At 61.4% G+C, this 26,601-nt stretch carries 20 protein-coding genes and 1 tRNA gene; 13 read left to right on the plus strand and 8 right to left on the minus strand.

Annotated elements, in window-relative coordinates; genetic code table 11:
* A complete protein-coding gene (gene nagA, locus FMA36_RS14870) occupies positions 1–1,104 on the minus strand; it encodes an N-acetylglucosamine-6-phosphate deacetylase (protein ID WP_159263082.1) in 1,104 nt (367 codons plus the stop codon).
* 460 nt (positions 1,105–1,564) lie between these two features.
* Complete coding sequence (locus tag FMA36_RS14875; protein ID WP_159263083.1) at positions 1,565–4,120, minus strand: EAL domain-containing protein; 2,556 nt, start codon at positions 4,118–4,120, stop codon at positions 1,565–1,567.
* A gap of 506 nt (positions 4,121–4,626) precedes the next feature.
* Here FMA36_RS14875 and FMA36_RS14880 point away from each other — a divergent pair.
* The 3 genes from FMA36_RS14880 to FMA36_RS14890 all read left to right on the plus strand — a co-directional run bounded on the left by FMA36_RS14880 (position 4,627) and on the right by FMA36_RS14890 (position 9,018).
* Entirely contained in the window at positions 4,627–7,140 is a 2,514-nt protein-coding gene (locus tag FMA36_RS14880) for an HWE histidine kinase domain-containing protein (RefSeq protein ID WP_159263084.1), read from the plus strand.
* 84 nt (positions 7,141–7,224) lie between these two features.
* Complete coding sequence (locus tag FMA36_RS14885; RefSeq protein WP_167518063.1) at positions 7,225–8,322, plus strand: PQQ-dependent sugar dehydrogenase; 1,098 nt, start codon at positions 7,225–7,227, stop codon at positions 8,320–8,322.
* A 123-nt stretch (positions 8,323–8,445) separates the two neighbouring features.
* Positions 8,446–9,018 (plus strand): cupin domain-containing protein, encoded by a 573-nt coding sequence (locus FMA36_RS14890; protein ID WP_159263086.1) that lies wholly within the window; start codon positions 8,446–8,448, stop codon positions 9,016–9,018.
* Between the two features lie 184 nt (positions 9,019–9,202).
* Here the strand turns inward: FMA36_RS14890 and FMA36_RS14895 are convergent, their stop codons facing one another.
* Positions 9,203–10,552, minus strand: a complete 1,350-nt coding sequence (locus FMA36_RS14895) for an amidohydrolase family protein (RefSeq protein ID WP_159263087.1) — start codon at positions 10,550–10,552, stop codon at positions 9,203–9,205.
* Between the two features lie 895 nt (positions 10,553–11,447).
* On the opposite strand from FMA36_RS14895, the gene FMA36_RS14900 reads away from it, so the two are divergent.
* The 6 genes from FMA36_RS14900 (at position 11,448) to FMA36_RS14925 (ending at position 18,163) form a co-directional block, all read left to right on the plus strand.
* Positions 11,448–12,149: a YoaK family protein gene (locus FMA36_RS14900; RefSeq protein ID WP_159263088.1), complete on the plus strand. Its 702-nt coding sequence runs from the start codon at positions 11,448–11,450 to the stop codon at positions 12,147–12,149.
* A gap of 99 nt (positions 12,150–12,248) precedes the next feature.
* Positions 12,249–12,746 (plus strand): YbaK/EbsC family protein, encoded by a 498-nt coding sequence (locus FMA36_RS14905; protein ID WP_159263089.1) that lies wholly within the window; start codon positions 12,249–12,251, stop codon positions 12,744–12,746.
* Between the two features lie 68 nt (positions 12,747–12,814).
* A complete protein-coding gene (locus FMA36_RS14910) occupies positions 12,815–13,717 on the plus strand; it encodes a DMT family transporter (RefSeq protein ID WP_159263090.1) in 903 nt (300 codons plus the stop codon).
* A gap of 102 nt (positions 13,718–13,819) precedes the next feature.
* The gene (locus FMA36_RS14915; RefSeq protein ID WP_159263091.1) at positions 13,820–16,774 is read left to right on the plus strand and encodes a glycosyltransferase; all 2,955 of its coding nucleotides are present in this window, start codon (positions 13,820–13,822) and stop codon (positions 16,772–16,774) included.
* Positions 16,775–16,904: 130 nt separating this feature from the next.
* Positions 16,905–17,582: an NUDIX domain-containing protein gene (locus tag FMA36_RS14920; RefSeq protein ID WP_159263092.1), complete on the plus strand. Its 678-nt coding sequence runs from the start codon at positions 16,905–16,907 to the stop codon at positions 17,580–17,582.
* 215 nt (positions 17,583–17,797) lie between these two features.
* Positions 17,798–18,163 carry a YidB family protein gene (locus FMA36_RS14925; protein ID WP_159263093.1) on the plus strand — a complete coding sequence of 122 codons (366 nt, stop codon included), beginning with the start codon at positions 17,798–17,800 and terminating at the stop codon, positions 18,161–18,163.
* Positions 18,164–18,526: 363 nt separating this feature from the next.
* Here FMA36_RS14925 and FMA36_RS14930 read toward each other — a convergent pair.
* A tRNA-Val gene (locus FMA36_RS14930) sits at positions 18,527–18,601 on the minus strand.
* 175 nt (positions 18,602–18,776) lie between these two features.
* Here FMA36_RS14930 and FMA36_RS14935 point away from each other — a divergent pair.
* The 3 genes from FMA36_RS14935 (at position 18,777) to FMA36_RS14945 (ending at position 20,977) form a co-directional block, all read left to right on the plus strand.
* Positions 18,777–19,637: an N-formylglutamate amidohydrolase gene (locus FMA36_RS14935; RefSeq protein WP_159263094.1), complete on the plus strand. Its 861-nt coding sequence runs from the start codon at positions 18,777–18,779 to the stop codon at positions 19,635–19,637.
* A 458-nt stretch (positions 19,638–20,095) separates the two neighbouring features.
* Positions 20,096–20,455, plus strand: coding sequence for a con-10 family general stress protein (locus tag FMA36_RS14940; protein WP_159263095.1), 360 nt, complete (start codon positions 20,096–20,098; stop codon positions 20,453–20,455).
* Positions 20,456–20,599: 144 nt separating this feature from the next.
* Positions 20,600–20,977: a PRC-barrel domain-containing protein gene (locus FMA36_RS14945; protein WP_206065119.1), complete on the plus strand. Its 378-nt coding sequence runs from the start codon at positions 20,600–20,602 to the stop codon at positions 20,975–20,977.
* A gap of 143 nt (positions 20,978–21,120) precedes the next feature.
* On the opposite strand, the gene FMA36_RS14950 is transcribed toward FMA36_RS14945, so the two are convergent.
* From FMA36_RS14950 to FMA36_RS14960, 3 genes are all read right to left on the minus strand, one after another.
* Complete coding sequence (locus FMA36_RS14950) at positions 21,121–21,657, minus strand: methylated-DNA--[protein]-cysteine S-methyltransferase (RefSeq protein ID WP_159263096.1); 537 nt, start codon at positions 21,655–21,657, stop codon at positions 21,121–21,123.
* A gap of 152 nt (positions 21,658–21,809) precedes the next feature.
* Positions 21,810–22,964, minus strand: coding sequence for a YncE family protein (locus tag FMA36_RS14955; protein WP_159263097.1), 1,155 nt, complete (start codon positions 22,962–22,964; stop codon positions 21,810–21,812).
* Positions 22,965–23,016: 52 nt separating this feature from the next.
* Complete coding sequence (locus FMA36_RS14960) at positions 23,017–23,838, minus strand: creatininase family protein (protein WP_159263098.1); 822 nt, start codon at positions 23,836–23,838, stop codon at positions 23,017–23,019.
* A gap of 158 nt (positions 23,839–23,996) precedes the next feature.
* Between FMA36_RS14960 and FMA36_RS14965 the strand changes: the two genes are divergently transcribed.
* A complete protein-coding gene (locus tag FMA36_RS14965; RefSeq protein ID WP_159263099.1) occupies positions 23,997–26,099 on the plus strand; it encodes a catalase in 2,103 nt (700 codons plus the stop codon).
* Here FMA36_RS14965 and FMA36_RS14970 read toward each other — a convergent pair.
* Entirely contained in the window at positions 26,038–26,493 is a 456-nt protein-coding gene (locus FMA36_RS14970; RefSeq protein WP_159263100.1) for a hypothetical protein, read from the minus strand. The genes FMA36_RS14965 and FMA36_RS14970 overlap by 62 nt on opposite strands.
* Positions 26,494–26,601: the final 108 nt, after the last annotated feature.

Raw genomic sequence — 26,601 nt, forward strand, 5'->3', positions numbered from 1 at the left:
TCAGGCACAACGGCGGCCATTCACCCACACTTCCTGCACGCTCAGGTCTGCCCCCATCACCACAATATCGGCACGGCGGCCGGGCATGAGCACGCCACGGTCATGCAGGCCCAGCCAGTTGGCGGCATGCGTGCTGACCAGCGCTGCCGCCTGTGGCAGCGAGGCCCCGGCCTGCATGGCGTTACGCAGCGCCTGGTCCAGTGTCAGCACGCTGCCCGCCAGCGTGCCATCGGGCAGCCGCGCCACGCCATCGGCCACCATAACGTTCTGCCCACCAAGTTCACTCGGGCCATCACCTGCGCCAGCAGCACGCATGGCATCTGTCACGAACACCAACCGGTTCCCCATGACCCGATGCGCCAGCCGGAACAGCGCGGGATGGACATGGTGGGTATCAAACACCATCTCGGCATAGGCCATGTCACTGCACAGCAGGGCCGCAGCCGCCCCCGGCGCGCGCGCCATGACCGGCGGCATGGCGTTGAACAGATGCGTGCCCCCTGCCGTGCCCCCCATGCCGCAGATACGGCATATGGCCCGCTCAGCCTGCTCGTAACCCGCCAGCGTATGACCGATATTGACCCTTATGCCCGCATTGACGAATTTCTGGATGGCGGCATCGACCTGTTCAAGTTCCGGGGCCAGTGTCACGACCTTGATGGCGCCGGTCTCGATCACGGCACTCACCCGCGCGGACGTGGGCAGCACGGTAAAAGGCGGCTGCGCGCCGCGCTTGTGCGGGTTGATGAACGGCCCTTCCAGATGCGCGCCGGGAATGCTGGGGCCGCCATAAATGCCAAGATGCATGACATCGGCCACCGCATGCAGCGCCGCCATCACATCAATCCACGGGGCGGTAATGGTGGTGGGTAGCAGGGTGGTCACGCCATGCGCCAGATGGAACATGGCCAGATGGCGGATGGCATCCACCCCATCCATCATGTCAGCCCCGCCGCCGCCATGCACATGGCCATCGATAAAGCCGGGCAGAATGTAGCGATCAGGCACGAGCGAGAGCGGTCGCACATCGGTAATGGCCGTATCGAACACGACACGCCCCGGCATGACCCGGTCTGGCAGTACGATGTGGCCATCAATATTCACGGTGCGGCATTCCCTATCGTGCAAGGGGTGAAGACATTATGGCCCTGTTAACCCACTACACCCTGAAATGCCATATGTTGTGTGATATGCCCGCAATTAAGATCAGAATAAGATACGTATCAGATACAATAAATATACTGCGTGTAAAAATATTGACCATTACATGACAGATTGATATTTTCCACAACAAAAAAGCAATGCTTCCCTGCGCGAAAGGCTACCTTATATGTACAATGCATGGACAAAAGCGCAAGTCATGCGCCCGGAGCAGCCGGGCCTGTTTCATATCCACGTAAAATCAGACCATCTTCCACACTGCATTCACATATCCACCTGTTCCAGTTCCCTGTGATCCAGCCTGTGCTTACGCTCCCCACCCTCAGCGTCCTTATGTCCTGCGAATGGCGGCTTGTGCCCATTGCAGTACAAGCCGGGCCAGCACGGCCCGGCCCTGCTACCCTCAGTTGACCACGCCGCCTGACTGATAGGCGGAGAGCCAGGCCGCCAGTTCCTCCGCTGGCAGCGGCTTGGAGAACATGTAGCCCTGCAGCACATCACAATCCATGTTAGCCAGCAGGCGGCGCTGTTCTTCGTGTTCCACGCCTTCGGCCACCACGGTCATGCCCAGGCTCTGGCCAATGCGCACCACGGCCATCACCACCGCGCGCACTTTCTCGATACTTTCCAGCCCGGTCATGAAACTGCGGTCGATTTTCACCTCGTTGACCGGCAGGCCCGCAAGGTTGGACAGGCTGGAGAAGCCGGTGCCAAAATCATCCATCGACATGCCAACCCCCATTTCACGCAGCTTCTGGGCCACGCGGATGGTGCGTTCGTAATTGTCGATCATGGTGCTTTCGGTAATTTCTATGGTCAGGCTCTCGGGCGGGATGGCCGTCTCGGCCAGCAGTTCGGTCACGAACTGCGGCAGTGTTTCATCACGGAAATGGAGCGGCGAAAGGTTGACCGAGACCACCGGCACCTCCACCCCATCGCGAATCCACTGCGCCATCTGGTGGCATGCCGCGCGTAGCGACCATTTGCCGATGGCCTCGATCTGCCCGGTTTCCTCCGCCACTGTAATGAAGCGCGCGGGCGAGACAAAACCCAGCGACGGGTCGATCCAGCGCGAGAGTGCCTCCACGCCATAAAGCTTGCCACTGCTGGCATGAACCTGCGGCTGGTAGAACAGGCGCAGCCGGTCATGGGCAATGGCATCGCGCAGGGCAGCTGCCAGAATCAGGCGGTCACTGGCCTGCTGGTTCATGCGCGGGCTGAAGAAGCAGCAATGCCCGCCCCCGTTCGCCTTGGCCTGGAACATGGCGGTCTCGGCATTCTTGAGCAGGGTGTCGCCATCCTCGCCATTTTCGGGGTGAACAGCCACGCCAAGACTGGCCGAGAGGCTGACCGGCACATCGCCAATATGCGATGGCACGGCCAGCACACGCAGGATATGGGCGCTGAGCGTGGAGGCATGCTGCTGCTCGCCATTGGTCACGATGGTGAACTGATCGCCACCGCTGCGCACCAGCGTGTCGTCGATGCTCAGCACCTCACGCAACTGGGCGGCAATGCGGGCGATCAGGTCATCGCCTGCCGTATGGCCGAACACGTCGTTGATATGCTTGAAATTGTCTATGCCCACGGTCACGAGCATGAGATTGCCCCGCACGGCGCGGCGCAGCATGCGCGGCATGTTCTGGCGCAGCCAGCGGCGGTTGGGCAGGCTGGTCAGCAGGTCAAAGTCGGACAGGCGGTTGATATGTTCCTTCGCCTCGTGCCGCTCTATGGCCAGGGTGCACAGGTGCAGGCTGGTGGCCACGGCCTTCTGGCAGGCGGCATCGGGCAGCGAACTGGTGCGGGAGTAGCAGGTGAACACGCCCGCCACCCGGTTGTTGCGCAGGATGATGGGCGTGGCGCGCGCGGCCTTGATGCCGTTATGCAGCGTCTGCTCGCGCATGTGCTGCCAGCGCGGGTCATGTGCAATGTCCGGGCTTTCGGCCACCACGCCAGTGCTGGCGGCAACACCCGAGCAGGCGGCATCGAGCCCGATGGGCAGCGTGTCATACAGCTTGACGAGCGAGAGCGGCAGGCTGGCGCGGCCCTTGCACTTCAGCCGGTCGTCCTTTTCCACGAGGTAGATGGCGGGCATGACATCGGGGATGTAATGCTCGATGCGGCGGCAGATGAAATCCATCACCTCATGCAGGCCAAGATCACTTGAAATCGCTTCGAGCGTGTCGCGCTGCAGGCTGTCAAGGAAATGCTGCTCGGTAATATCGGTCAGCACCACCACGATATTCTCGATCTCGCCGCTGTCATTGAACACGGGGTTCATGGCCGCCGAGACCCAGATGTCACGACCGCTGGCATGGCGGGCACGGATATCGAGCGTGAAACCTTTGGCGTTGCGCGCGCCCTCGTGCAACTGGTTGAGAATGCCGATATCAGTCGTATCGCCCGCCAGGATGACCGACAGGCCATGCCCCGTTACCCGCTCGGCGCCAAAGCCGAACATGTCGCTGAAGGCACGGTTGACATAGATGATGCGGAATTCGGGGTCGAGAATGGCCACGCCGCGATCGGTCTCGCGCACCACGAGCGAAAGCAGGCGGATCTTTTCACGGTCATCGACTTCCTGCGAAATATCGCGGATCAGCGCCATGTAGCCAATCTTGCCATCCACCGCGATGCGCGACAGCGAGAGGTTGGCCCAGAAGGTCGTGCCATCAAAGCGCTCGACGCACACCTCGCGGCTGGTGCCGACGATCTTGTTGATTCCGGTCTCGCGGTTGTGGCGGATCAGGTCATCATGGGTGGAACGGATGTTGCGCGGCACCAGCACGTTGACGTTGCGCCCGATCACATCCTGCCGCGAACAGTGCCACAGGCCTTCCGCCGCCTTGTTGAAAAAGGTGACAGTGTTATGTTCATCAATCAGGACAACGCCAAGAATGGTCTGTTCCAGCGCGGGCAGGACGGTTACCTGCATGTCATCTATCATGTCGCGGGGCATCTGGCTGTAGGTCTCCGGCTGGCTGAAAGCGAACGGGGGTAAGGCTGAAATCGTGACACCTGATTTTATGTTCCGGGTCACTGTAATAAGTGACAGCCAGCATGATGTTTCATACCCACGACTGTATTAATAAAGAGTATATGCCACATCGTATAAAATATTGTACAGATCATGCAGTAATAAACGGGACCCATGCAGCCAGGAAGGGCGGCACAGGAGCGTGAATATCCGGACGGGACCCTATTGCTGCGGATGGCAGGCCCGGCGTAGCCCCCTGAGGGAATGCGCAACGCGTTTCCCTCATTTTTTCGCCATGCTGTCACTTAATAGTGGGGCCGCGCGCATTGCTGGAAAAACCGGCATCGCAGGTATATCATAACATTCCGCGCCGCATGCAGGAGCCTGTATGGCACAATCGAGGTTTCGTTACCCCACCAGGCAGGGCACCCTGTCCGGTCCTGTCCCCCACCGCATGACCCGTCGGGGCAAAAGGGAAATGACGCAGCATGACTGAACAGGCAACCCACCAGGCGGGAGAGGAAGGCATCCAGCCTTATGGCTGGCTGCTGGCATGCGATGCGCGGCTGGGGCATATCGTGCGCTGGTCGGCCAACGCTCCGGCGCATCTGGGGCGTGACGGGCTGGAGGTGGGCCTGCCGCTGCGCGATGTGATCGGCCGCGACGCCACGCACAACATCCGCAACGCGCTGGCCATGCATGGCGAGGCCCATCGCAGACCGGCCCTGGTCTTTGGGCAGGCCCTGCCCGGTGGCGGGCGGTATGACGTGGCCATCCATACCGCAGGCCCCGACATCATGCTGGAGTGGGAGCCGGCCCTGAGCGAACGCGACGGTGCGCACCTGTCGCTGCTGCGTACCATGATCGACCGCATACGCGAGATTACCGATTTCGACCGGCTGTTCCGCACCGTCGTGCGGCTGCTCTCGGGCGTGCTGCGCTATGACCGCGTCATGCTCTACCGCTTTGCGGAGGACGGGTCGGGCAAGGTCGAGGCCGAGCATCACGGCCCCAACCTTGAAAGCTTCCTGGGCCAGCACTTTCCCGCCTCCGACATGCCCGCCCCCTCGCGCAGGCTGTACAGCACCAACCTCATCCGTGTGATCAGCGACGTGGCAGCCGTGCCCGTGCCCGTGATCTCGCCGGGCCACCCCCTGCCGCCCGACCTGTCGCACACCCATCTGCGCGCGGGCACGCCAAGCCATTACAGCTACATGCGCGGCATGGGCGTTGCGGCCTGCGTATCGGTCTCGCTTATGGTGGATGGCCGCCTGTGGGGCATGATCGTGTGCCATCACTACAGTGCCCATGTGCTCAACATGAGCGAGCGCATCGTGGCGCGCATGTTTGGCGAGTTTGTCTCGCTCCAGATCACCAACCTGCTGCGTACCAAGCGACTGGACATGACGCGCCAGACCCATCGACTGATCGAGACCTTCCTCAAGGGCGCCGCCCCCGTGGCGGACATGCCCGCCTACCTCATGGCGCACCTGACCGACATGCTCACCTTCGTGCAGTGCGATGGCGCGGCATTGTGGGTGGGGGGACAGTGGACCTATACCGGCCGGCACCCGCCGCCTGCGGCCATGCAGGCCGTGCTGGAACTCGCCCGCACGCGCGCCGGTACCCAGATCTGGCACACAAGCTGCCTTGCCGCCTATATCCCCGAGGCCGGGCAGTATGTGCATGACGCGGCGGGGATGATGATCGTGCCGATTTCCTCGCAGCCGGGCGATTACCTGCTGGTATTCCGTGGCGAGGAAATACGCAGCATGAAATGGGCCGCCGACCCTGCCGCCCCGCCCCGGAGCGATGGAGAAGACGGCTATTTCGGCCCGCGCAGCAGTTTTGCGGTCTGGACCCAGCAGGTCACCGGCACCTGCCTGCCATGGTCAGGCGATGACATGGAGGCGGCAACGCTGGTCCGTTCCGCGCTGATCGAGGTCATGGGCGCCTACCACCAGTTACAGTTGCGTGAACGCGCGAACGCCGACCTGCGCCAGCGCATGCTCAACGAGGAACTGAACCACCGGGTCAAGAACATTCTGGCCGTGGTGCAGTCGCTGGTCAGCCAGCCGGTGGAACCCGACACGACCCCCGCCCAGCACGTGGCACGCCTGCGCGGGCGCATCCGCGCGCTGGGGCTGGCGCATGATCAAGCCGTGCGCAGCGATGGCGGCGGCCTGCTACGCGCCCTGCTTGATGCGGAACTTGCACCCTACCGCGAGCGTTGCGTCATCACCTGCGCCGGCCCGCGCATCTGGCTGACAGGCCAGGCGCTGTCGGTACTGGCGCTGGTGGTGCATGAACTGGCCACCAATGCCGTGAAATACGGGGCGCTGGGTCAGGCACACGGGCGGCTTGATGTGGCGTGGTCGCATGATGCTGCGCATGATGAATGGCGCATTACATGGCGTGAAAGTGGCGGTCCGGCCATCAGCCCGCCCCAGCGCCGGGGTTTTGGCTCGGTGCTGATGGAGCGCGGTTTTCCGCATGAACTTGGCGGGGCCGCACATGCACATTTTCACCCCGGCGGGCTGGAGGTGATCATGCACCTGCCCTGCCGCCATGTCAGGCCCGCCCCGGAGATGGAAACCCCGGACGCCCCTTCCGCTGCGTCCCACGTTGTGGCCCCAAAGGAGAATCCTGTGCTTGATGCTGACATCCTTCTGGTGGAAGACCAGTTCCTCATCGCCATGGAAGCCGAAAGCGCAATCGAGGAAATCAACATCGGGCAGGTCCGCACCGTCGCCTCCGTCTATGAAGCCATGAACGCCATCACCACACGCGTGCCGGATGTGGCGATACTCGACGTGAACCTCGGCGGCGAAAACTCGCTTGAGGTCGCGCGCATCCTCCAGGCGCGGGGCGTGCCGTTCATTTTCGCCACCGGCTATGCCGACCGCACCATGATCCCGCCCGAACTGCGCGACGTGCCGGTGGAGCGCAAGCCCTATTCAGCGCGCGCGCTGGCGGAAAGAATACGCCAGATCGTATCCTGATCCGGGCCGGAGCACTTTTCGCCGCAAGGAGATTTTCCATTTATGAAACGCCTTTCCGGTCTCTTTCGTGCTTCTTTCTCCGGTATGGCCTGCATGACGGCCCTCAGCGTAAGCCTCCCCGCCCAGGCGGCCCCCCGACCCGATGCGCTGCTTGTGCCATCGGGGTTTCATGTCAGCGTGGTATCGGATCACGTGCCGGGCGCGCGCGAACTCGCCCGTGGTGCGCGCGGCACCATCTTCGTGGGCAGCATGGGGCCGGGTCGGGTCTATGCCATTACGGGCGTGGATGGTGGCGGCCCGGTGGTGGTGCGCACCATTGCCCAGGGGCTGAACCTGCCAGTAGGCGTGGCCTATCATGATGGCGACCTGTATGTGTCCGACACGCAACGCATTGTCGTGCTGCGCGATATTGAAAACCACCTCGACAAGCCACCCGGACCCCAGACCGTGGCAGACAACCTGCCCTACCGCATGGGCGACCATTCATGGAAATTCATTGCCTTCGGGCCGGATAACCGGCTGTACGTGCCTATCGGCGCGCCGTGCAACATATGCGATGTGGGCCATGATTTTGGCCGGATCATCAGCATGGCGCCCGATGGTACCGACCGACGCGACGTGGCGTTCGGCATCCGCAATACGGTGGGGTTCACGTGGCAGCCCGGCAGCGATGTCATGTGGTTCACCGATAACGGGCGCGACAATATGGGCGATAACGTGCCATCGGATGAACTCAACCGGCTCGATACGCCCGGCCAGTCCTTTGGCTACCCCTACTGCCATCAGGGCAACGTGCCGGACCCGGAATTTGGCAGGCAGCATGCCTGCTCGGAATTCACGCCGCCTGCCCTGCTGCTCGGCGCGCATGTGGCGGCACTCGGCCTGCGGTTTTATGAAGGTACCCAGTTTCCTGCCGCCTATCATGGCAACCTGATCATTGCCGAGCACGGATCATGGAACCGCAGCCAGCTTGCGGGTTATCAGGTGGTGAACGTGGCGTTTGACGCGGATGGCAAGCCCAAAGCGCCACAGGTGCTTGTGGGCGGCTTCCGCCAGGGGCAGCATGCGTGGGGGCGGCCTGCGGATGTGCTGCCCCTGCCCGATGGCAGCGTGCTGATCAGCGATGATCTGTCCGGCGCGCTCTATCGTCTGAGCTATGGCGAAGCTGCACCCACGCCGTAGGCCGTGCAACCAGCCTGTTCCCCTCAGCCGGCACAACCGCGCGCCCGCGCCTTGCACAACGGTGCGCCACAACCGGGCGAAGGGGCGACGCAGGCCCATTCATTCCAGCCAAGGAGGCATGTCATGTCCATTCGCAAAACGCTCATGCTCGCCGCCCTGTTCGCTCTGCCCGGCATGGCAGCACGGGCTGCGAGCCCCCCCGCAACGCCAGCCCCCGGCATTGTGCCCGATACGACCCAGCCCGCCCCACCCCAGCGGTTGTACCGGCATTTATGGGCTGATGACAAAGGCGTGAGCCATATCACCACCTGCCCGGTGCATGCTTTCTTTCTCAAGAGCATGTCGCCCCCAGCCGGGCCGCAATGGCAGGACCCCATGGCCCCGCAGATGGCAACCATCATGATGACGGTCCAGCCCGCGCACTGGAATGGCACCTGGCACCCCGACCCCAAGCCCCAGTGGATCATTCCGCTACAGGGGCGGTGGTATGTGCGGGCAATGGATGGCACGCGGGTGGAAATGGGCCCCGGCGACATCCTGTTTGGCGAGGACCAGGCCGTGCGCCCCATGGCCAATGGTCCCTTTCGCGGCAAAAAAGGCCATGACGCGGGCAATATAGGCGATGGCCCGGTCACGCTTATGGTGATCCAGTCCGATGCGGCACCGGTTGCCAACCAGCCCTGCCGGTATAATTAGGGGCACGGCCTTATCCACAGATTCCGGGGATAGTCAGAAAGATAACTCTGTGGAAAAAACATGAAGATTTTCATTCATGCCGTAAAATAAACGATCTTTCGAAGGGGCATATGGTTTCGTGGCCCGTTCTGCGCCGGGGTGCGCGGCTGTGGGGCCACGCATGGAGGATCGGGCCGCAGCCTTCTCAGTCGAGTTGCTGGATGCGGCGCGCCTGTCGGGCATGATCACGCAGGATATCGCCAAGCCCCTGCAGGCAGGGTTCGCAGTCCTCCACCAGCACCCGGCCGTTGACGATCGTGGTGCCCGCCACGGCGGGGCCACAGCGCAGCCAGGCCTCGACCGGATCGGTCAGCGCGCCCGCCAGCGCCACATCGGAGATATGCCAGATAACAAGATCCGCGCAGGCGCCGGGGCGCAGATGGCCGATTTCGTCTTCCCACCCCAGGCAGGCGGCTCCGCCGCGCGTGGCCATGTCCAGCGCCTCACGCGCACCCATGGATTCCGGTCCGCCCCGCATGCGACCAAGCAGCATGGCGTTGCGGGTTTCCATCCACATCGAGGCATGGTCGGTCGTGGCCGAACCGTTGCAGCCCAGCCCAACGCGCATGCCGCGCTCCTGCAAATTCTGCACGTCGGCGCTGCCACCGCCAATCATCATGTTCGAGCCGGGACACTGCACCACGCTCACCCCGGCCTGGGCAAGGCGGTCGATCTCGGACGAAGAAGGATAGATGTAATGGGCCACCCATGAGCGCGGGCTGGCCCAGCCCAACTGCTCGAAATGCTCGGTTGGCGTGCAGCCATAAACGCTCAGGCTGTAATCATCTTCCTCCATGTCCTCGGCCAGATGGGTGTGCAGGCGCAGGTCATGGCGATCGGCCAGTGTGACGGAATCCCGCATGATCCGTTCGGAGGCCGAGAACAGTGATGCCGGGCCAAGAGCCACCCGTCCCATGGCACCGGGCGCGCGGTCATGGAACAGGCCGACCAGCCGCTCGCAATCGGCCATGATGGTCTCTTCATCCTGCACGAGGGCGGCGGGGGGCAGGCCGCCCTCTTCCACCGAGCGGGTCATGCTGCCGCGTATCGCGTAGAAACGGAACCCGATATCATGCGCCGCGCGGAACTGCGCATCGATCAGGCGGGGCCGGGGATGGATGTACATATGGTCCATTGAGGTGGTACACCCGCCCATGAGCAGCTCCACCATGGCCACGTAGGTGGCAAGATAGGTTGCCTCCTCATCGAGCGCGGTCCACAGGGGATAGAGCGTCTGCAGCCATGTGAAGAGCTTGCTGCGCGTGACCGGCGCATACGAGCGCGTCAGGTTCTGGACCATGTGGTGATGGGCATTGACCAGCCCGGGCGTGACCAGCCGCCCGCGTGCGCTTATGACGCGGCGGGCCTCAGGCCGGGGATCGCCCGCGGAGCCAACGGCGTGGATGCGGTTTTCCCGGATCGCAATCCAGCCATCGGGAATTTCCCATTCACGGTCAACATAAAGGTGGGCATCACAAATCAGGATATCGATCATTACTTACCCATGCTGCTCCAGTACCGGCACGGGCAGGCTGAAGGCAGGCCCGCTGCATCCCGGTTTGCTGGAGACGTAAACACTTCATCATCACTTAAGTAAATTCATTAGGTATTTTTTCGGAACATGCCACCATCATGCGTGGCTGTCCATATGTATAGATCGGAATATTTGAGGTGAAAAAATGAGAACAACAACCCTCGATTGTAAAAAATAGATCCAAAAGAGCGGCCTCTTGCGCTTTCGGGTTGCATGCAGGGATAGAATTAATGTGGAAATCGTATTTTCTTGCAAAAAGTTGAAACAAAATATTAAGTTAATATCTCTTAACCTTATGGTTTATGTTTTTATTTACATCAGTCCATAAAAAATCACTTAAAATACACCTGTTCACTTCTAGAACATTCTTTCCCTGGTTGAAAAATTAGTATTTAGGTATATTTTCCTATAACCGTGATGATGCTGGTATATTTACGGATCATGCCAAGGAGTATCTGTATTCATGACCTTGGAAAGGCATCGTATTATGAACATATATTCATATGTACGATATCAATATTTATGAAAGCGTCAGTGCTCAAGCTTACCATAATCGTATAATGAAATGGTTCGATTAAAATCATTTCAGGAATTATGGCAAAAATCAGGCAGGCCGCGCGCGCGGCGCCAGATCTTGCAACCGGGTGCAAGCGTGTGGCTGCGCACAATGTCTCAATAAGAAATATTCATAACGTTATTAGAAAATTACTACCTGAGGTTGCGTCATTCCCCTTTGCGGCCTCGCGCCTATATGATCCAGCCAGCGGTTTATGGTATTGCAGGTTGCATTTGCCGCCTCCCTTGGCCGATACCACCATCATGGCGCAGACTGTCCCGCGTCAGGCGGAAAACGGATATGCTGGTTCACGAAGGCCCATCACGCAGTATCAGAACCGACTTCAGGCTGGGCTGCACGCTCGCCGCTGTGGCAGGCGGCGTGAATGTGAGTGGTTTCCTGGCGGTCGGTTCCTATGCAGCGAACATGACAGGCAACCTTTCGGGCATGGCTACAGGGCTGGTGCAGGGCGGCCGCATGGCCGTGCTGTGTGGCCTGGGGCTGGTCATTTCCTTCGTGGCAGGGGCCGTGGTAGCGACACTTCGCCTCAGGGCCGGGTGCAGGCGAGGCGTAGCCTGCATGCATGCCCGCATCATCTTGCTGGAAGGCATGGCACTCGTGGCGCTGGGGCTGATGGCGGCCTGCCTGCCTGCGGGGTCAGGTGCCGGAGTGCTGGGCTATAGCCTGAGTTTTCTTATGGGGATGCAAAACGCCACGGTTACCCATATTTCGGGTGCGCGGGTACGCACCACGCACATGACCGGCATGCTGACCGATCTCGGACTGGAACTGGCCCAGTGGATGGAAAACCGGGCCTCTCCCTCACCTGACGTAACAACGCGGCTGCGCCTTCATGGCGCGATCATCGCCTCCTTCCTGCTGGGAGGCACCGCGGGCGCGCTGGGCTACGGGCTTTGGGGCGCACGATCGCTTGCAGGAATGGGGGGAGCGCTGATCCTGCTCGCGCTGCCAGCTGTTATGCGGGGCACGGAGCGGGCATAAAGCACGGGCCACCTGCCCTTGCATGCCACCGGGTGCCATTTTATTCTTGGCGTTGCAGCAGCCAGCATGGGCCGCACCAGAGGGGTGAAAACACACAGCATGACACAACAGACAAAGGCTACCGAATTTCTCGCTGCCAGTGGCGTGCCGTTTTCGGTGCATCATTACGAATATGCGCCCGGTGGCGGGCTGATCGGCATGCAGGCCGCATCCTCCATCGGAGCGGACCCCGCCTGCGTGCTCAAGACGCTGGTGGTGGAAGTGGACCGCACGACACCCGTCTGCCTTGTGGTGCCAGCCGACCACAGGGTCAACTTCAAGGCGGTGGCGGCCCTGTTCGGGGGGCGCAATGCCCGCATGATGCCGCCCGAGAAATCCGCGGCACTGACCGGCTTCCGCTCCGGTGGCACCAGCCCGTTCGGGCAGGCCACCCCCATGCCTGTCGTGCTGTCGGCTGCGGCGATCGCGCAACCCACGGTCTATATCAACGCTGGCGACCAGGGGCTTGTCGTCGCCCTTGCCCCGGCTGATGCGCAGAAAGCTGCCAGCGCCCAGGTGGCCGATATTTCGGCCCAGCCGCCTGCCAGCAAGGACTGATCTGCCCTGGCGCAGGGCGGAACGACGCGCGGGGTTTAAATCCGTCAAAACCCTGCTATGCAGGAAGCATGAGCAACAAGAGCCTGACAGCCCGCATGCTGCCGCTTGCCGTGGCTGTGGCCATCCTGTCATGGGCCAGCGCCTACCCGGTGGTGCGCATTGCATTGCGCGACATGCCGCCGGTACCGCTGGCCGCCATCCGTTACGCGGTGGCGGCGGTGCTCGCGGCCCTGTGGCTGGCCTGCAGGCGCGTGCCGCCGCCTGCCTGGCGGGATGTGCCGCGCATACTGGCCTGCGCGGGCATTGGCATTGCCCTTTATAATGTACTCTTCAACATGGGTGAGGTCACGGTCTCGGCCGGGGCGGCAAGCCTGCTCATCAGTTCGTGTCCGCTCATGACCGCGCTGATCGCCATGCCCGTTCTGGGCGAGCGGCTGACCGGTTGGGGCTGGGCGGGGTCGGTGATCAGTTTCTCAGGCGTGATCCTGATCGCGGGGGGGCAGGCAGGCGGCATTGCGTTTGGCTCCGGGGCAACCATGGTGCTGGCCGCCGCCCTGTGCTCCGCAATCTATACCATCATGCTGCGCCAGCTCACGCCGCGCTATGGGGCGCTGCCCACCATTGCCTATATTCTCATTGCGGGGGGACTGCTGCTGCTACCGTGGCTGCCCCGTGCCTGCATGGTTATCGTCCATGCGCCGTGGTCGTGCACGGCAGCCGTGGTTGAACTGGCCGTCTTTCCCGCAGCACTGGGCTACGGCGCATGGACCTTCGTCATCAGTCACATGGGGGCTGCGCGTGGCTCCGCCCTGCTCTATACCCTGCCCCCCGTCACCATGCTGCTGGCCTTTGCCCTGACGGGGGAAGTACCCGCAGCCCGCACGCTGCTTGGCGGTGGCGTGGTCATGCTGGGGGTCGTGATCATGAACACATGGGGCCACCCGGCATGGCGGCAGTCCGCACGGAGCTGATGCGGCATGATGGGCAGCGTGTTTCAAAAACGGGCGTTTCAAACCGTCTCTTAACCTTTTGCGGGCATAACGCCGTGAACAGGAACGAGACAGGGATTGAGAATGGCTGTTTCCCCCGATCATGCGGAAATGGCTGCCCGCTGGGCCAGTTTCGATGCCGCATGGTACCATGCCCGCTATACGGCGGTGCTGGACCTTATGGACGTAACACCCGCGCAGGCATTTGATTTCTACCACGAGCATGGCGCGGCCCTGCGCCACGCCCCCAACCCGTTCTTTGATGAGGAATGGTACTGCACCACCTACCCTGACGTGGCCGCCCTTGTGGCGCAGGGCATATGGCGCAGCGGGTTCGACCATTACCTGAACGCGGGCCTGCATGACCACAACCCGCACTGGCTGTTTGACGAGCACGCCTACCGCGCCGCCTACCCCGACATGACGCAGGCCGGCCTCGAGCAGGCCGGCTACCGCAATGGCTACGACCATTACCTGCGCACGGGCGATGCGGAGATGCGCACCGGGTCATGCTTTTTTGACCCGGCCACCTATCTCGCCTTGGCTCCTGAGGGAGAAGGCAGCACCCTCACCCATCCTTTTGCCGATTACCTGCTGCGCGGGGCCACGGCCCTGCCCTGTCGCACGCTCTCGCCCTATTTCGATGCCGAATGGTACGCACGCACCTACCCCGACGTGCAGGCCGAAATTACGCAAGGGTTGTGGCAATCCGCCCTGCACCATTATCTGTGCAATGCCACGCCGCTGGCCTTTGACCCTGGCCCCCTGTTTTCTGAATCGTTCTACTGCGCCGTCAACCCCGACGTGCTCGAGGCGGTAGAACGGGGCGAGCTACGCAACGGCTATGCCCACTTCCTGCGCGACGGCGTGCATGAGCAGCGCAAGCCATGCTCGATGCTGGACCTAGCGCAATACATGCGTGATCCCGCCATTCAGGCCGATGTGGCGGCAGGCCGCGCGCGGGATGGTTTTGGCCACTACCTCACCGCCCGCCCCGATTTGCGCCCTGCAGCCCCGCCGCCTGTAACCGAGGCGCAGGCCCGCGCCCTGTTCCGCCACATGTGCGCCGTGCGCCTGCCGCTGCTGCTGGCAACGGGCATCGATTTCAGTGCCAGCGAACCGCCCGCGCTCAGTGTCATCATCATCGCCCATGACCAGTTTGAAATGACCATGTCCACGCTGGCCTCGCTGCGGGCCAACTACGCGGGCGCGCTGCAGGTGATCGTGGTGGATTCCGGCTCGCGCGATGGCGTGGCCCATATCGAGCAGCATGTAAAAGGCATCGAGGTGCTGCGCTTTGCAGGCAATATCGGCTTCGTGCGCGGGTGCAATGCGGGCCTCGCCAGAGTGGCGGCGCCTGCCGTGCTGTTCCTCAACAACGATGTGGACCTGCAATACGGCGCGATTGCCAACGCGCTGGCCCGCCTCATGGCTGACGGGGCGACAGGGGCTGTGGGCGGACGCATCATCCGCACCCATGGCGTGTTGCAGGAGGCAGGCAGCATTGTATGGCGCGATGGCTCGGTGCAGGGCTACATGCGCGATGCCCACCCCGCCGTGCCCGAAGCCGGATTTGTGCGCGCGGTCGATTTCTGCTCGGGCGTGTTCCTTATGGTCCGCACCGATGTGGCGCAGGCGCTTGGCGGGTTTGATGAAGCCTATGCCCCCGCCTATTTTGAGGAGACGGATCTGTGCCTGCGCATCCGTGCGCAGGGTTACCGCATCCTGTACGATCCCACCGTATGCCTTGTGCATTATGAATGTGGCACATCGGACGCCACCAGCGCCTCGCGTCTGATCGCACGCAACAGCGCCCTGTTCACGCGCCGCCATGGGCCGGAACTGCGGCGCAGGCCCCTGCGGCACGACCCGCTGCAGGCCCGCGCCCGACATGCCGATGCCGGGCGCGGCCATGTGCTGTTCATCGAAGACAGGCTGCCATTACGGTATCTGGGCTCGGGCTTCACGCGATCGAACGACATCATCACGGCGCTGGCGGCCCTGGGCTACCGTGTTACGGTCTACCCCATTTTCCGCCCGATTGAAGATCTGGCTACGATCCGCGCGGCCTTCCCCGATCAGGTCGAGGTCATTCACGACCGCGAACTGCCCGACCTGAGTGCTTTCTTGCAGGAACGCCGCAGCTGCTTCGATGCAATCTGGATCGCCCGCACCCATAATGCCGCCCGCATCGCCTCCATCTTCAACGAGGCCGCTTCCAGTATTCCGACCGACCGCATCGTGGTCGATACCGAGGCTCTGGCAACCTGCCGCGACGTGGCCTATGAGCGTCTGCACGGCCTTGACAGCCCCCAGCCCTTTGCCGCGCGGCTGGCGGCGGAACTGGCCCCGCTCTTCCTTGCCCGCCGGGTCGTGGCGGTGAACGGGGCCGAGGCGGACCTGCTGCGTGAGGCAGGCTTTGATAATGTCTCCGTTCTGGGCCATGCGCAGGTGCCCCGCGCCATGGGGCCGGGCTGGGAAGCACGGCGGGACATCCTGTTCCTTGGCGCGGTGCATGACCAGCAGGCCCCCAACCTCGACTCACTTGCCTGGTTCAGCGCCGAAGTGCTGCCCCGGCTCGTGGCCGAACTCGGGCCGGACATCCGCTTTGGCGTGTGCGGTCATGTCAACCCGCGCGTTGATCTTGGTCCTTTGCGCCAGCACCCCAATGTATGCATGCTGGGTCAGGTAGCCGATACAGCTCCCATCTATGACCGGTATCGCGTGTTTGTAGCACCCACCCGGTTTGCCGCGGGCATTGCCTATAAACTGCACGAGGCGGCGGCCAATGGCCTGCCCGTAGTCGGTTCGCCGCTGCTGTGCCAGCAGGCGGGCTGGCAGGACGGCCATGAAATGCTCTGTGCTGACATAACCGACCCTGCCGCCTTTGCCGCGCAGGTCATCCGGCTGTATCGTGACCAGACGTTATGGGATACGGTGCGCGCCAATGCACTGCGCCGCATCGCCACCGAACAGGCGCCGGATGCCTATCAGGAACGGATCGGTGAAATCATGAACAGCCTGTTTGCGCCAGACTGAGAGCATGTGAAAACAATGCTTTGATATCGGGCATCGCCTTTGTGCACGTTGAGGTGATGGTATCCTGAGCTGGCTTTTCAACAGTCCCTGAGGCCGGTTGCGCCGCTGGCCCGTATCATGGAGAAGCCAGATGACCGATATTTCCTTTGCCACAGGCATTGATGCAGCCCTGCAGGCCCGTGTGCTGGCCGCGCCGCATTTCCGCCGATGGCATGAGGCCATGCGCACCCGCTTCACGCTGCGCCATGTGCTGGTGCGCGATGCGGTGGCCTTTGGCCCGGAACGCATGGGCTTCATACTTGTGGAAGCTGATGCCCTGCATGATGGCAAAGCCGTGCCCGGCCTGGCCCTGCTGCGGGGTGATTCCGTATCGGTCATGGTCGTGCTGCAATGCCCCGGCTACCCAGACCGCACCATTCTCACGCGTGAGGCCCGCGTGCCGGTCGCCCAAGCTGACCTGCTGGCCCTGCCTGCGGGCATGCTTGATGGCGGCGCGTTTGTCAGCACCGCCCTGCGCGAACTGGCGGAGGAAGTTGGAGCCGACCTGCATGTGCGCGCCGAGGATCTGGTGGAACTGACGCATGTCTGGCTCTCACCGGGCGGGTGTGACGAGGCGATTGGCCTGTACTATACCGAACTGCAAATAGATGAGCCCCTGGCCCGGAGCCTGACGGACCGGCAGACCGGCCTTGCCTGCGAGCACGAACATATCCGCCTGCATGTGATCAACATGGCCGATCTGCCCCATATCGGCATGACGGACGCCAAAACGTTGCTTTCATGGCACATGTATCAGGCACGAAAATGAACATACGTTTTTTTGTTGACACAACAATGTGAGGGTTGTCATAACCGCTGGAAGCAGACCTGCCTTGTGCAACTGCTTCTTGGACGTTTCCTCCCTAAACTCAGCGGTGCATATGCACCGCTTTTTTTTGTCCTGTTTTATATAAATTTCCTATAACTCTATGTCGTGTAGTATAATGCGGCACAGACCAAATTACATGACGGGAACAAAGCAGAATGAGCGGTATCTTCAATGATGTTATGGGCAAGCTGAGCGACCTGGCTGGTGCGGCAGGCCTGTCGGAGCAGGTGCATTCCTACCTGGCCGAGCTTCTTACCCCCGCCACCATCACCACCCTGCTGACCCAGGCGGAACAGGCCGGGCTGGGTGACAAGGTACGCTCATGGATTGGCGATGGCCACAACCTGCCCATCTCGACCGATGAACTGCGCACGCTGCTGAGCAACCAGCAGGTTCAGGCCATGGTGGACAAGACCGGCCTGCCTGCCGCGACCATCCTGCCTGTTCTGGCCCATCTGCTGCCCCAGGCTGTCAATACCCAGACCCCGGCTGCTGCCGGGACAGATCCCAAAACTGCCTGAACGCAGAACGGGGCCGGTTACATGTAACCGGCCCCGCCTCCACGTGGCTTGGCCACGTTTTATGATGCGAATTGCGGCATTAACTGCCTTTGGGAAAAAAGGCGACATTGCCTGAATGACTTCGGAACAGGCGATAATTCCCTGCTGCGGAAGGCATCACATATTATTTTAATTTTTGGGAGCGCTACCGGAGGCAATGGTAGGCGCATGACCCAGACATTCTGCTCTAGATGACAAAAATGACTATACGGATTTTGCACGGATCCGGGCAATAACCCACGAATAAATACGAAGGATAGTGGACTTTCCCCGTAGGGGATTATCACACATCACTTCAATATTCGGGAGTTTTGCGGGACGCCGTGGTGGGCGCAACAGGGATTGAACCTGTGACCCCTACCATGTCAAGATAGTGCTCTACCGCTGAGCTATGCGCCCGCGGCGTCCGCTGAAATGGCTTTTACTGGCCCTTTCAGACAGATGCAACCCCCCTTTTCAAAAAAAACGCATTGACCCCCAAGCTGCCGCCTGCCCCTATGGCGGCCATGCGCTGTCCTGCCTTTCCGTTCCCGCCATCTTTTCCTATGCGGCTGTTCCCTATGGGAAAACCCGCATGACGGAACGCGCCGTGCCGCCCTTCCATATCATTGAACCACAAGGCATCCACCGGCCGGTTATCGTGGCGTCTCCCCATTCGGGGCGCAACTACATGCCAGAGTTCCTGCGCCTGTCCCGGCTGGGCGCCCTTGCGCTGCGGCGTAGCGAAGACTGTTATGTGGAGCAGTTGTTTGAAGCAGCACCCAGGCAGGGGGCCACCCTGCTGCACGCTACCTTTCCACGAGCCTATTGCGATGTGAACCGCGAGGCATGGGAACTCGACCCCACCATGTTTCGCGAGCCCCTGCCCGCCTGGTGCAATACCACCAGCCGCAAGGTCAAGGCGGGATTTGGCACCATTGCCCGCATTGCCTCGCGTGATGGGCCGATCTATGCGCGCCCGCTCCCCTTTGCGGAGGCGGAAAAGCGGGTACGCACCTGCTGGCAACCCTATCATGATGCCCTCGCCGGGCTGGTGCATGACTGCGTGGCGCGACATGGCTTCTGCCTCCTGCTTGATGCCCATTCCATGCCTGTGGTGAAGGGACGCGGGGAGCAGCCGGATTTTGTTCTGGGCAATGCCTGGGGCACGGCCTGCACCCAGCAGATGACAGCGCTGGTGGAACATGTGCTGACAGGCCACGGCTACAGCGTTGCGCGCAACGTGCCTTTTGCAGGGGGATATGTGACCCGTCATTACGGGCGGCCACGGCGTGGCGTGCAGGCCCTGCAACTGGAAATGGGCCGGGCGCTGTATATGGATCAGGACACCCTGCAGCCGCATGAAGGCTTTGTGCGCCTGCAATCCGTACTGATGGAAGTGGTAGCCATGCTGGCGCAATATGGCGACATGCTGACGCAGATGGCAGCCGAGTAGACCACAAGGCCGCAAAAACGCAGATGAAGCGGCTTTCGCCGCCTGTATTTCCGGTTTGTCGCCTTGATCGGGGCCTTATAGCCAGCACCCACATGAACCGGACCACGACAAGGCCCGCTGCGTGTCGCCACGCAACACAAAGTGCCGGGTGCATTGACGCGCTGCACCAAATCCTCGTGCAATAGCTTTTCCCTTACTTCACCCCTCCCCGCCCGAGATTGGCATGAATTATAAGGTATATGGTCTTAATTTTATTGTGGACGGACTCATTCCGGCATGCCCGCTTATTGTAATGGCCTATTTTTTTATTTTATGCAGCCCGACCGCAACCGGGTAAGGGATGCATCGTTGATCTCCTCACAGCGGGCGTTCCCGGGATCGCTTCCTCAGTAAACCCCATGATGAAACGAGGAAAAACAAGGGTCCCCTGTAGCCGCTGCCAGCGAAAGGTGAAGATCATGAATTCTCATATCTCCCTGCATAACCGTATCGCCCTGGCCCCTGCCGATAGCCGCGGGGGTGGCGGTGCCGCACACAATCCCGGCAACTTTGCCAATGACCGCGCAAAAGCGGCCGAGGCAGGGCATAAAGGGGGCCAGAACAGTTCTGGCAACTTTGCCCGCGACCCGGAACGCGCCGCCGAGGCCGGGCGCAAGGGTGGCCAGCACAGCCACGGCGGCACCGGCCATGAGGCGGGAAAAACCACCCAGGCCAGCCACAAGGGCACAGAACACCCTTCCGGCAATTTTGCCGATGACCCCGAGCGGGCGGCGCAGGCCGGGCGCAAGGGCGGCCAGCACAGCCACACCAAAACCTGAACGCACCGGCTCAGGGCAGGAGAAGGCCATGGCTGTGCCGTACCGCCTTCCCCCCCTTTGTAACAGGACCCGCGCCACAGCCACACGAGAAGGCAGGCATGCCCCTGCGTGGCGCGGCACGAAGAACCGGCAAGGAGAAGTTTCATGTCTGCTACGGCAAGCAACACAATGACCAACAAGCATGACCTCATTTCGTCCGACCAGGTTGAAGGCACGGCCGTGTATTCACCGGCGGGCGAAAAACTGGGCACGGTCAAGTATTTCATGGTCGACAAGATTTCAGGCGATGTCGCCTATGTTGTCATGAGCTTTGGCGGCTTCATGGGCATGGGGAACAGCTACCACCCCCTGCCCTGGAAAGCCCTGCATTACGACCCCAGCCAGGGCGGCTACATCGTGTCCCTCACGCGCGAGCAGCTTGAAGGCGCGCCGGCCTATGCGCAGGACATGTCGCCTGACTGGAGCAACGACACCTATGGCCAGCAGGTCGATACCTATTACGGTGGATTGCCCCACGCATAAAGCGGGCTGCAATCCGTAAACTGGAACCGCAGGGAACAGCCTTGGGCCGTCACCTGCGGTTTTTTTAAATTTCTCAAAAAACAGCAATAAAGAAGTTTTTGGCGAAGCCTTTTGAAAAAAAAGGCATTACCAAAAAACCGTTATCATTTTTCCCCCATGCGCCACGCTCGCTCCCGCGCCAGAAGTACCTGCTTGCGGACCACGCCCCAGCGATAGCCTGACAGGCTGCCATCATGGCGGATGACGCGATGGCAAGGTACCACCACGGCCAGCCGGTTAGCCGCACAGGCCCCGGCCACCGCCCGCACGGCACCCGGCCGACCAATACGGGCCGCAAGTTCGCCATAGGTGATGGTGTGCCCGCAGGGTATATCGCGCAAGGCCTGCCATACCTGCTTCTGGAAAGGCGTGCCCTGCACCGCAAGCGGCATGTCGGGCATGGCCCACGGGGCCTCGATGCAGGCGGTCACGACCTCCAGCCAATGTGCCAGCGCCGCATCATCCGCGCCCCCGGCCTGTGCTGCGGGAAAAGACGCCACAACGGCTTCTTGCAGCGCGTGCTCATCCGCATCCAGCATGATCGCCACCAGACCCTCCGGCCCAAGTGCGACCATGACCATACCAAGGCTTGAGGGCCCGGTGATGAAGCGGATGGCGGTGTTCTGTTTTAACGGTGTCATGACCGGACGGCCCCCATTGCGTATGGCAGATATTGCCAGCAAAGAGCGGGGGCATCATGCAAAAGTTTTTGTTTCAGGCTCAAAAAAAAGATGCCGCCCTTTTTTTCAAAACGGCGACATCCCACAAACTTTTATTTTTTAATGATAATATTTTAACGCAGGATACCGGTATGCCCGATCGAGTAGCGGCCCGGCTGCGGCCATACGGTCAGGCCATGGGGTTCCAGCCCCACAGGGATCTTGCGCATGGCCCCGGTGGTGGTGTCGATGGCATAGACGACATCATCAAACCGGCCCGAAAGCCATAGCGTTTTGCCATCATTGCTGACATTGCCCATGTCAGGGCTGCCGCCACCGGGAATGGGCCAGTTGGCCACCACCTTATCTGTTGCAAAGTCGATCACGCTCACGCCACCGGCCTTGCTGTGCGGCGGCCCGTGAATCTTGTGCGAGCCACGGTTGGCAACGTACATTTTCGTGCCATCACGGCTGGGATACAGACCATGGGTGCCAACGCCGGTGGGGATGAAGCCCGTCTCGCGGAAACTGTCGCCATCAATCACGAACACGCCATCGGCATGCATGTCGGCCACGTAGAATTTGTGCCCGTCGGGCGCGGTCAGGATATCCTGCGGCATGCCCCCGCCCGAAAGCTTGAGGTAGCCCACGACCGTGCGGTTGACCGTATCGACCTTGGCCAGATAACCACCGAACTCACAGGTGAAGATGGCGTAACGCCCGTCGATGGAGAAATCGGCGTGGTTGACGCCCTTGCACTGCGGCACCGAGACCGAACCCTGCAATGCCATGGTGTGCGGATCGCGGAAATCGAGCCGTTGCCGCGCCTCAGCCACCGTGATGGCAGATTTGCCATCGGGGGTGAAATACATGTTGTACGGATCATCCACCGACACTTCAGGCAGCGGCAGGGTCGTGCGCGGGTCGATGGGCGTGAGCGTGCCGTTGGTCGTACCCTCGGCATTGTTGGTCACCCACAGGGTGCGCAGGTCCCACGCGGGCACGACGTGCTGCGGGCTCTTGCCCACCTTGAAGCGCGAGATGACCGTATAGGTCTGCGGATCGATCACGTACACATTGTTCGAGCGCAGGTTGGGCACGTAAATGCGTGGCGGATCCTTGGCGACCTCAGGGTTGAGGTTATCGGCCCGGGTCTCGCTATAGATGTTGTGGGGGTCGAGCACGGGCGGCATGCCGGGAATGGTGTCAACAGCCTGCGCCATGGCCACCCCACCTTGCAGCAGCAGCATGCCCAGACCCAGAACCGGTAGTTTTTTCTTGTGTGTCATAGTGTGATCCTGTTCGTCGCGGCCCCTATAGCACGCCGTGGCTGCGGCGCAATCAGGGCGAATTCCGTCCTGTTGCGTCGTGTTGCATGGCCGCAACCGTGGCATTGACCTGCATGTCTGCTCCTACCTGCCCCAGGGCTGCATCGGCGCGGCGCGGGTCACCGCCATACACGCCCTGTGCTGCCGTGGGCAGCGGGGCCGCGCGCAGCGCCTGCGTTCGCACAAGAGCCGGGTCAAGGGCCAGCATCAGTGCCGTGTCCGACAGGTCGGCATGCATGCCCACCTCCGCTGCATGGCCATGCTGGCGCAGCCAGGTGGCATAGGCGCCCGGCACCACATCGTAATAGGCGGGCACGTACAGCACATGCGCCCCCTTGCCCTGCCAACGGTGGTTGAGCGTATCGGCCACCGTGCGCAGGTCTTTCTGGTAGCCGCCATGGTCGCCAATCAGCACCACGCGCGTAAAGCCCTGCACGCGAAAGCTCTCGGCCGCATCGCTGAGCAATGCGCGGAAGGTGGCAGGGGTAATGCTGATGGTGCCGGGAAAACGCATGTGCGACGTGCGCGGCGACGTGCCGCCTTCGGGCACGTAGGCCACCACCGGCGCCACGAGAGCATGACCCGCAGCCCGCGCAATACGGCGGGCAAGCAGCAGGGCGCGCACGTCGTGCTTGCCCACCGCAATGTAAGGCCCGCTCTGTTCCGTGCCGCCAACCGGCACGATGATGGTGGTATCGCCTCCCTGCACCGCGTTGCGGATTTCGGTCCAGGTCAGGTCCGTAAAATCAACCGTTTCGGGACTGGCCACAGCCGGGGCACACCACAGGGCGGCAAGCACGCTGGCTGCGGCCAGAAAAGCTGGACGGTTACGCATGGATGGCAAGGCTCTCTGGCTGCAGGCAATTCATGCGCTCCTGTGCCCTGTAGCTGCACGATTGGCAACAGTCATACGACACCTGCATGAAACCCTGCTCACCCATACCCGTTGGAAAAGCCACATCTCCCGCTCTCCAGCCCGGACACATCCCCATTATGACAAAAACACCCAAAGCCCCAAAAGCCGTGGCGACCCATACTGGCGCCGGTGGCGAAACCCACCAGACTGCCGGTAATGATACGCCAGTCATGACCACCCAGCAGGGCGTGGCGGTGTCAGATGACCAGAATACCCTGCGTGTGGGGGCACGTGGTCCGGCCCTGATGGAGGACTTCCATTTCCGTGAAAAGATCTTCCATTTCGACCATGAACGCATCCCCGAACGCGTGGTCCATGCCCGTGGCTACGGCGCACATGGCTATTTTGAACTGACTGACAGCCTCGCCGATGTGTGCAAGGCTGATATCTTCAACAAGGTAGGCGAGCGCACCCCCGCTTTCGTGCGTTTTTCCACCGTTGCGGGCAACAAGGGCTCGGCCGATGTGGTGCGCGACGTGCGCGGCTTTGCCGTCAAGCTCTATACCAGCCAGGGCAACTGGGATCTGGTAGGCAACAATATCCCGGTCTTTTTCATTCAGGATGCCATCAAGTTTCCCGATTTCGTGCATGCCGCCAAGCAGGAGCCGGACCGCGACTTTCCGCAGGCGCAGACAGCGCACGACAATTTCTGGGATTTCGTTTCACTCTCGCCCGAGGCCACGCATATGGTCTGCTGGGCCATGTCGGACCGCGCCATCCCCCGCTCCTTCCGCTTCATGGAAGGATTCGGGGTGCATACCTTCCGCCTGATCGATACGGAGGGCAAATCCACCTACGTCAAATTCCACTGGAAGCCCAAGCTGGGCCTGCAATCGGTGGTGTGGAACGAGGCGCTCAAGATAAACGGCGCTGACCCCGATTTCCACCGTCGTGACCTGTGGCAGGCCATCAACTCCGGCAATTTCCCCGAATGGGAACTGGGCGTGCAGTTGTTTGATGATGCGTTCGCCGACAGCTTCGACTTCGACATTCTCGACCCCACCAAGCTGATCCCCGAGGAACTGGTGCCCGTGCGCCGTGTGGGCCGCCTCGTGCTCGACCGCATGCCCGACAATTTTTTTGCCGAGACCGAGCAGGTGGCGTTCTGCACCCAGAACATCATCCCCGGCATCGACTTCACCAACGACCCGCTGCTGCAGGGGCGCAATTTTTCCTACCTCGACACCCAGACCAAGCGGCTCGGCGGCCCCAACTTCACGCATATCCCCATAAACGCACCCAAATGCCCGTTCGCCAACTTCCAGCAGGATGGACATATGGCCATGCACAACCCCAAGGGGCGGGCCAATTACGAGCCCAACTCCTGGTCGCAGCCCACCGGTGGCCCGCGTGAGACGCCTGCGGGCTACACCTCCTACCCCGCGGAAGAATCCGGCCCCAAGGTGCGCCAGCGTTCGGAAACCTTCGCTGATCATTACAGCCAGGCCCGGCAGTTCTACATCAGCCAGACGCCGGTGGAACAGACCCACATGCGCGATGCCTTTGTGTTCGAACTGAGCAAGGTCGAAACCCCCGCCATCCGCGCGCGCATGGTCAGCCACCTGCTGCATGTGGATGCCGGACTGGCCGAAGGTGTTGCCAGCGGGCTTGGCCTGTCCCCCCTGCCCGAACCTGCCCGCGCCGCCCGCCCGGTGGTGGAAGGGCTCGAGCCCTCGCCCGCGCTGAGCATCCTCAAAAACGGGCCGGACAGCTTTGCGGGCCGCAAGCTGGGCATCGTGGTGAGCAACGGCGTCAATGCCGACCTGCTTTCTGCCCTGATTGCCGCGACCGAGGCCGTGGATGGCACGGTTGAGCTGATCGCCCCCACGGTAGCGGGCATTACCGACAGTGCCGGTAATGAAATCGTAGCGCAGCAGAAGATCAATGGTGGCCCGTCGGTGCTGTATGATGCCGTCGCCCTGCTGCCCACGGTGGAAGGAGCCAACCTGCTGCGCCATGAAGCCACCATGCGTGACTTCATTGCCGATGCCTTCGCCCACGCCAAATTCATCGCGCATAATGATGCCGCCGAGATTTTGCTGGCGGCAGCGGGCCTGCACCCCCGTGCGCGCGATGCCGGGGTAATTGCGCTGGAAAGCGCGGATGATGCCACCGCCTTCATCCAGACCTGTGCAGCACTGCGCCTGTGGTCGCGTGAAGGTCTGGTTCACGCAGTCTGAAAATGCCCTGCGCCTTCCCCTTCGCCGCGATGGCGGAGGGGTGGGTCAGTCCAGACTCGACCCGATGAGGATCGTAACGGATGTCTCGCCGGTAAAAACAAAGGTAAAATCCCAGAAAACGGGATAGGCGGGATGTCCTTCCCTGAACCGGAAGGACTCCACTTTTATCGTTGCGCGCAAAAGGGTATCGACCTGGCCGCGCAATCTGAAAATCAGGCGCTGAAATTCCGGTGATGACAGCGTCTTGCCCAAACGCTTTCTTTATTGTCTCGCCTGAATCAATATTCTCATAAGGTTCAATTAAAACGGATTTCAGAAATATATCATAATTACAGGCATCTTCAGCCATTATTTGCATTAACACATCAAGAAATGCCTGATCGACTGTTTTCATATCTATGTTTTTATTGATATGTGGGGCGCACATGGCCCGCAAGCTTTCCGGTGCTTCATGACCTGAAAGCCGCTATATCCGTTCACGGTGCACGATACCCATCAGGGC

Origin of the sequence: Komagataeibacter xylinus (genome assembly GCF_009834365.1) — a bacterium.
In the GTDB taxonomy this organism is placed as follows: Bacteria; Pseudomonadota; Alphaproteobacteria; order Acetobacterales; family Acetobacteraceae; genus Komagataeibacter; species Komagataeibacter xylinus_D.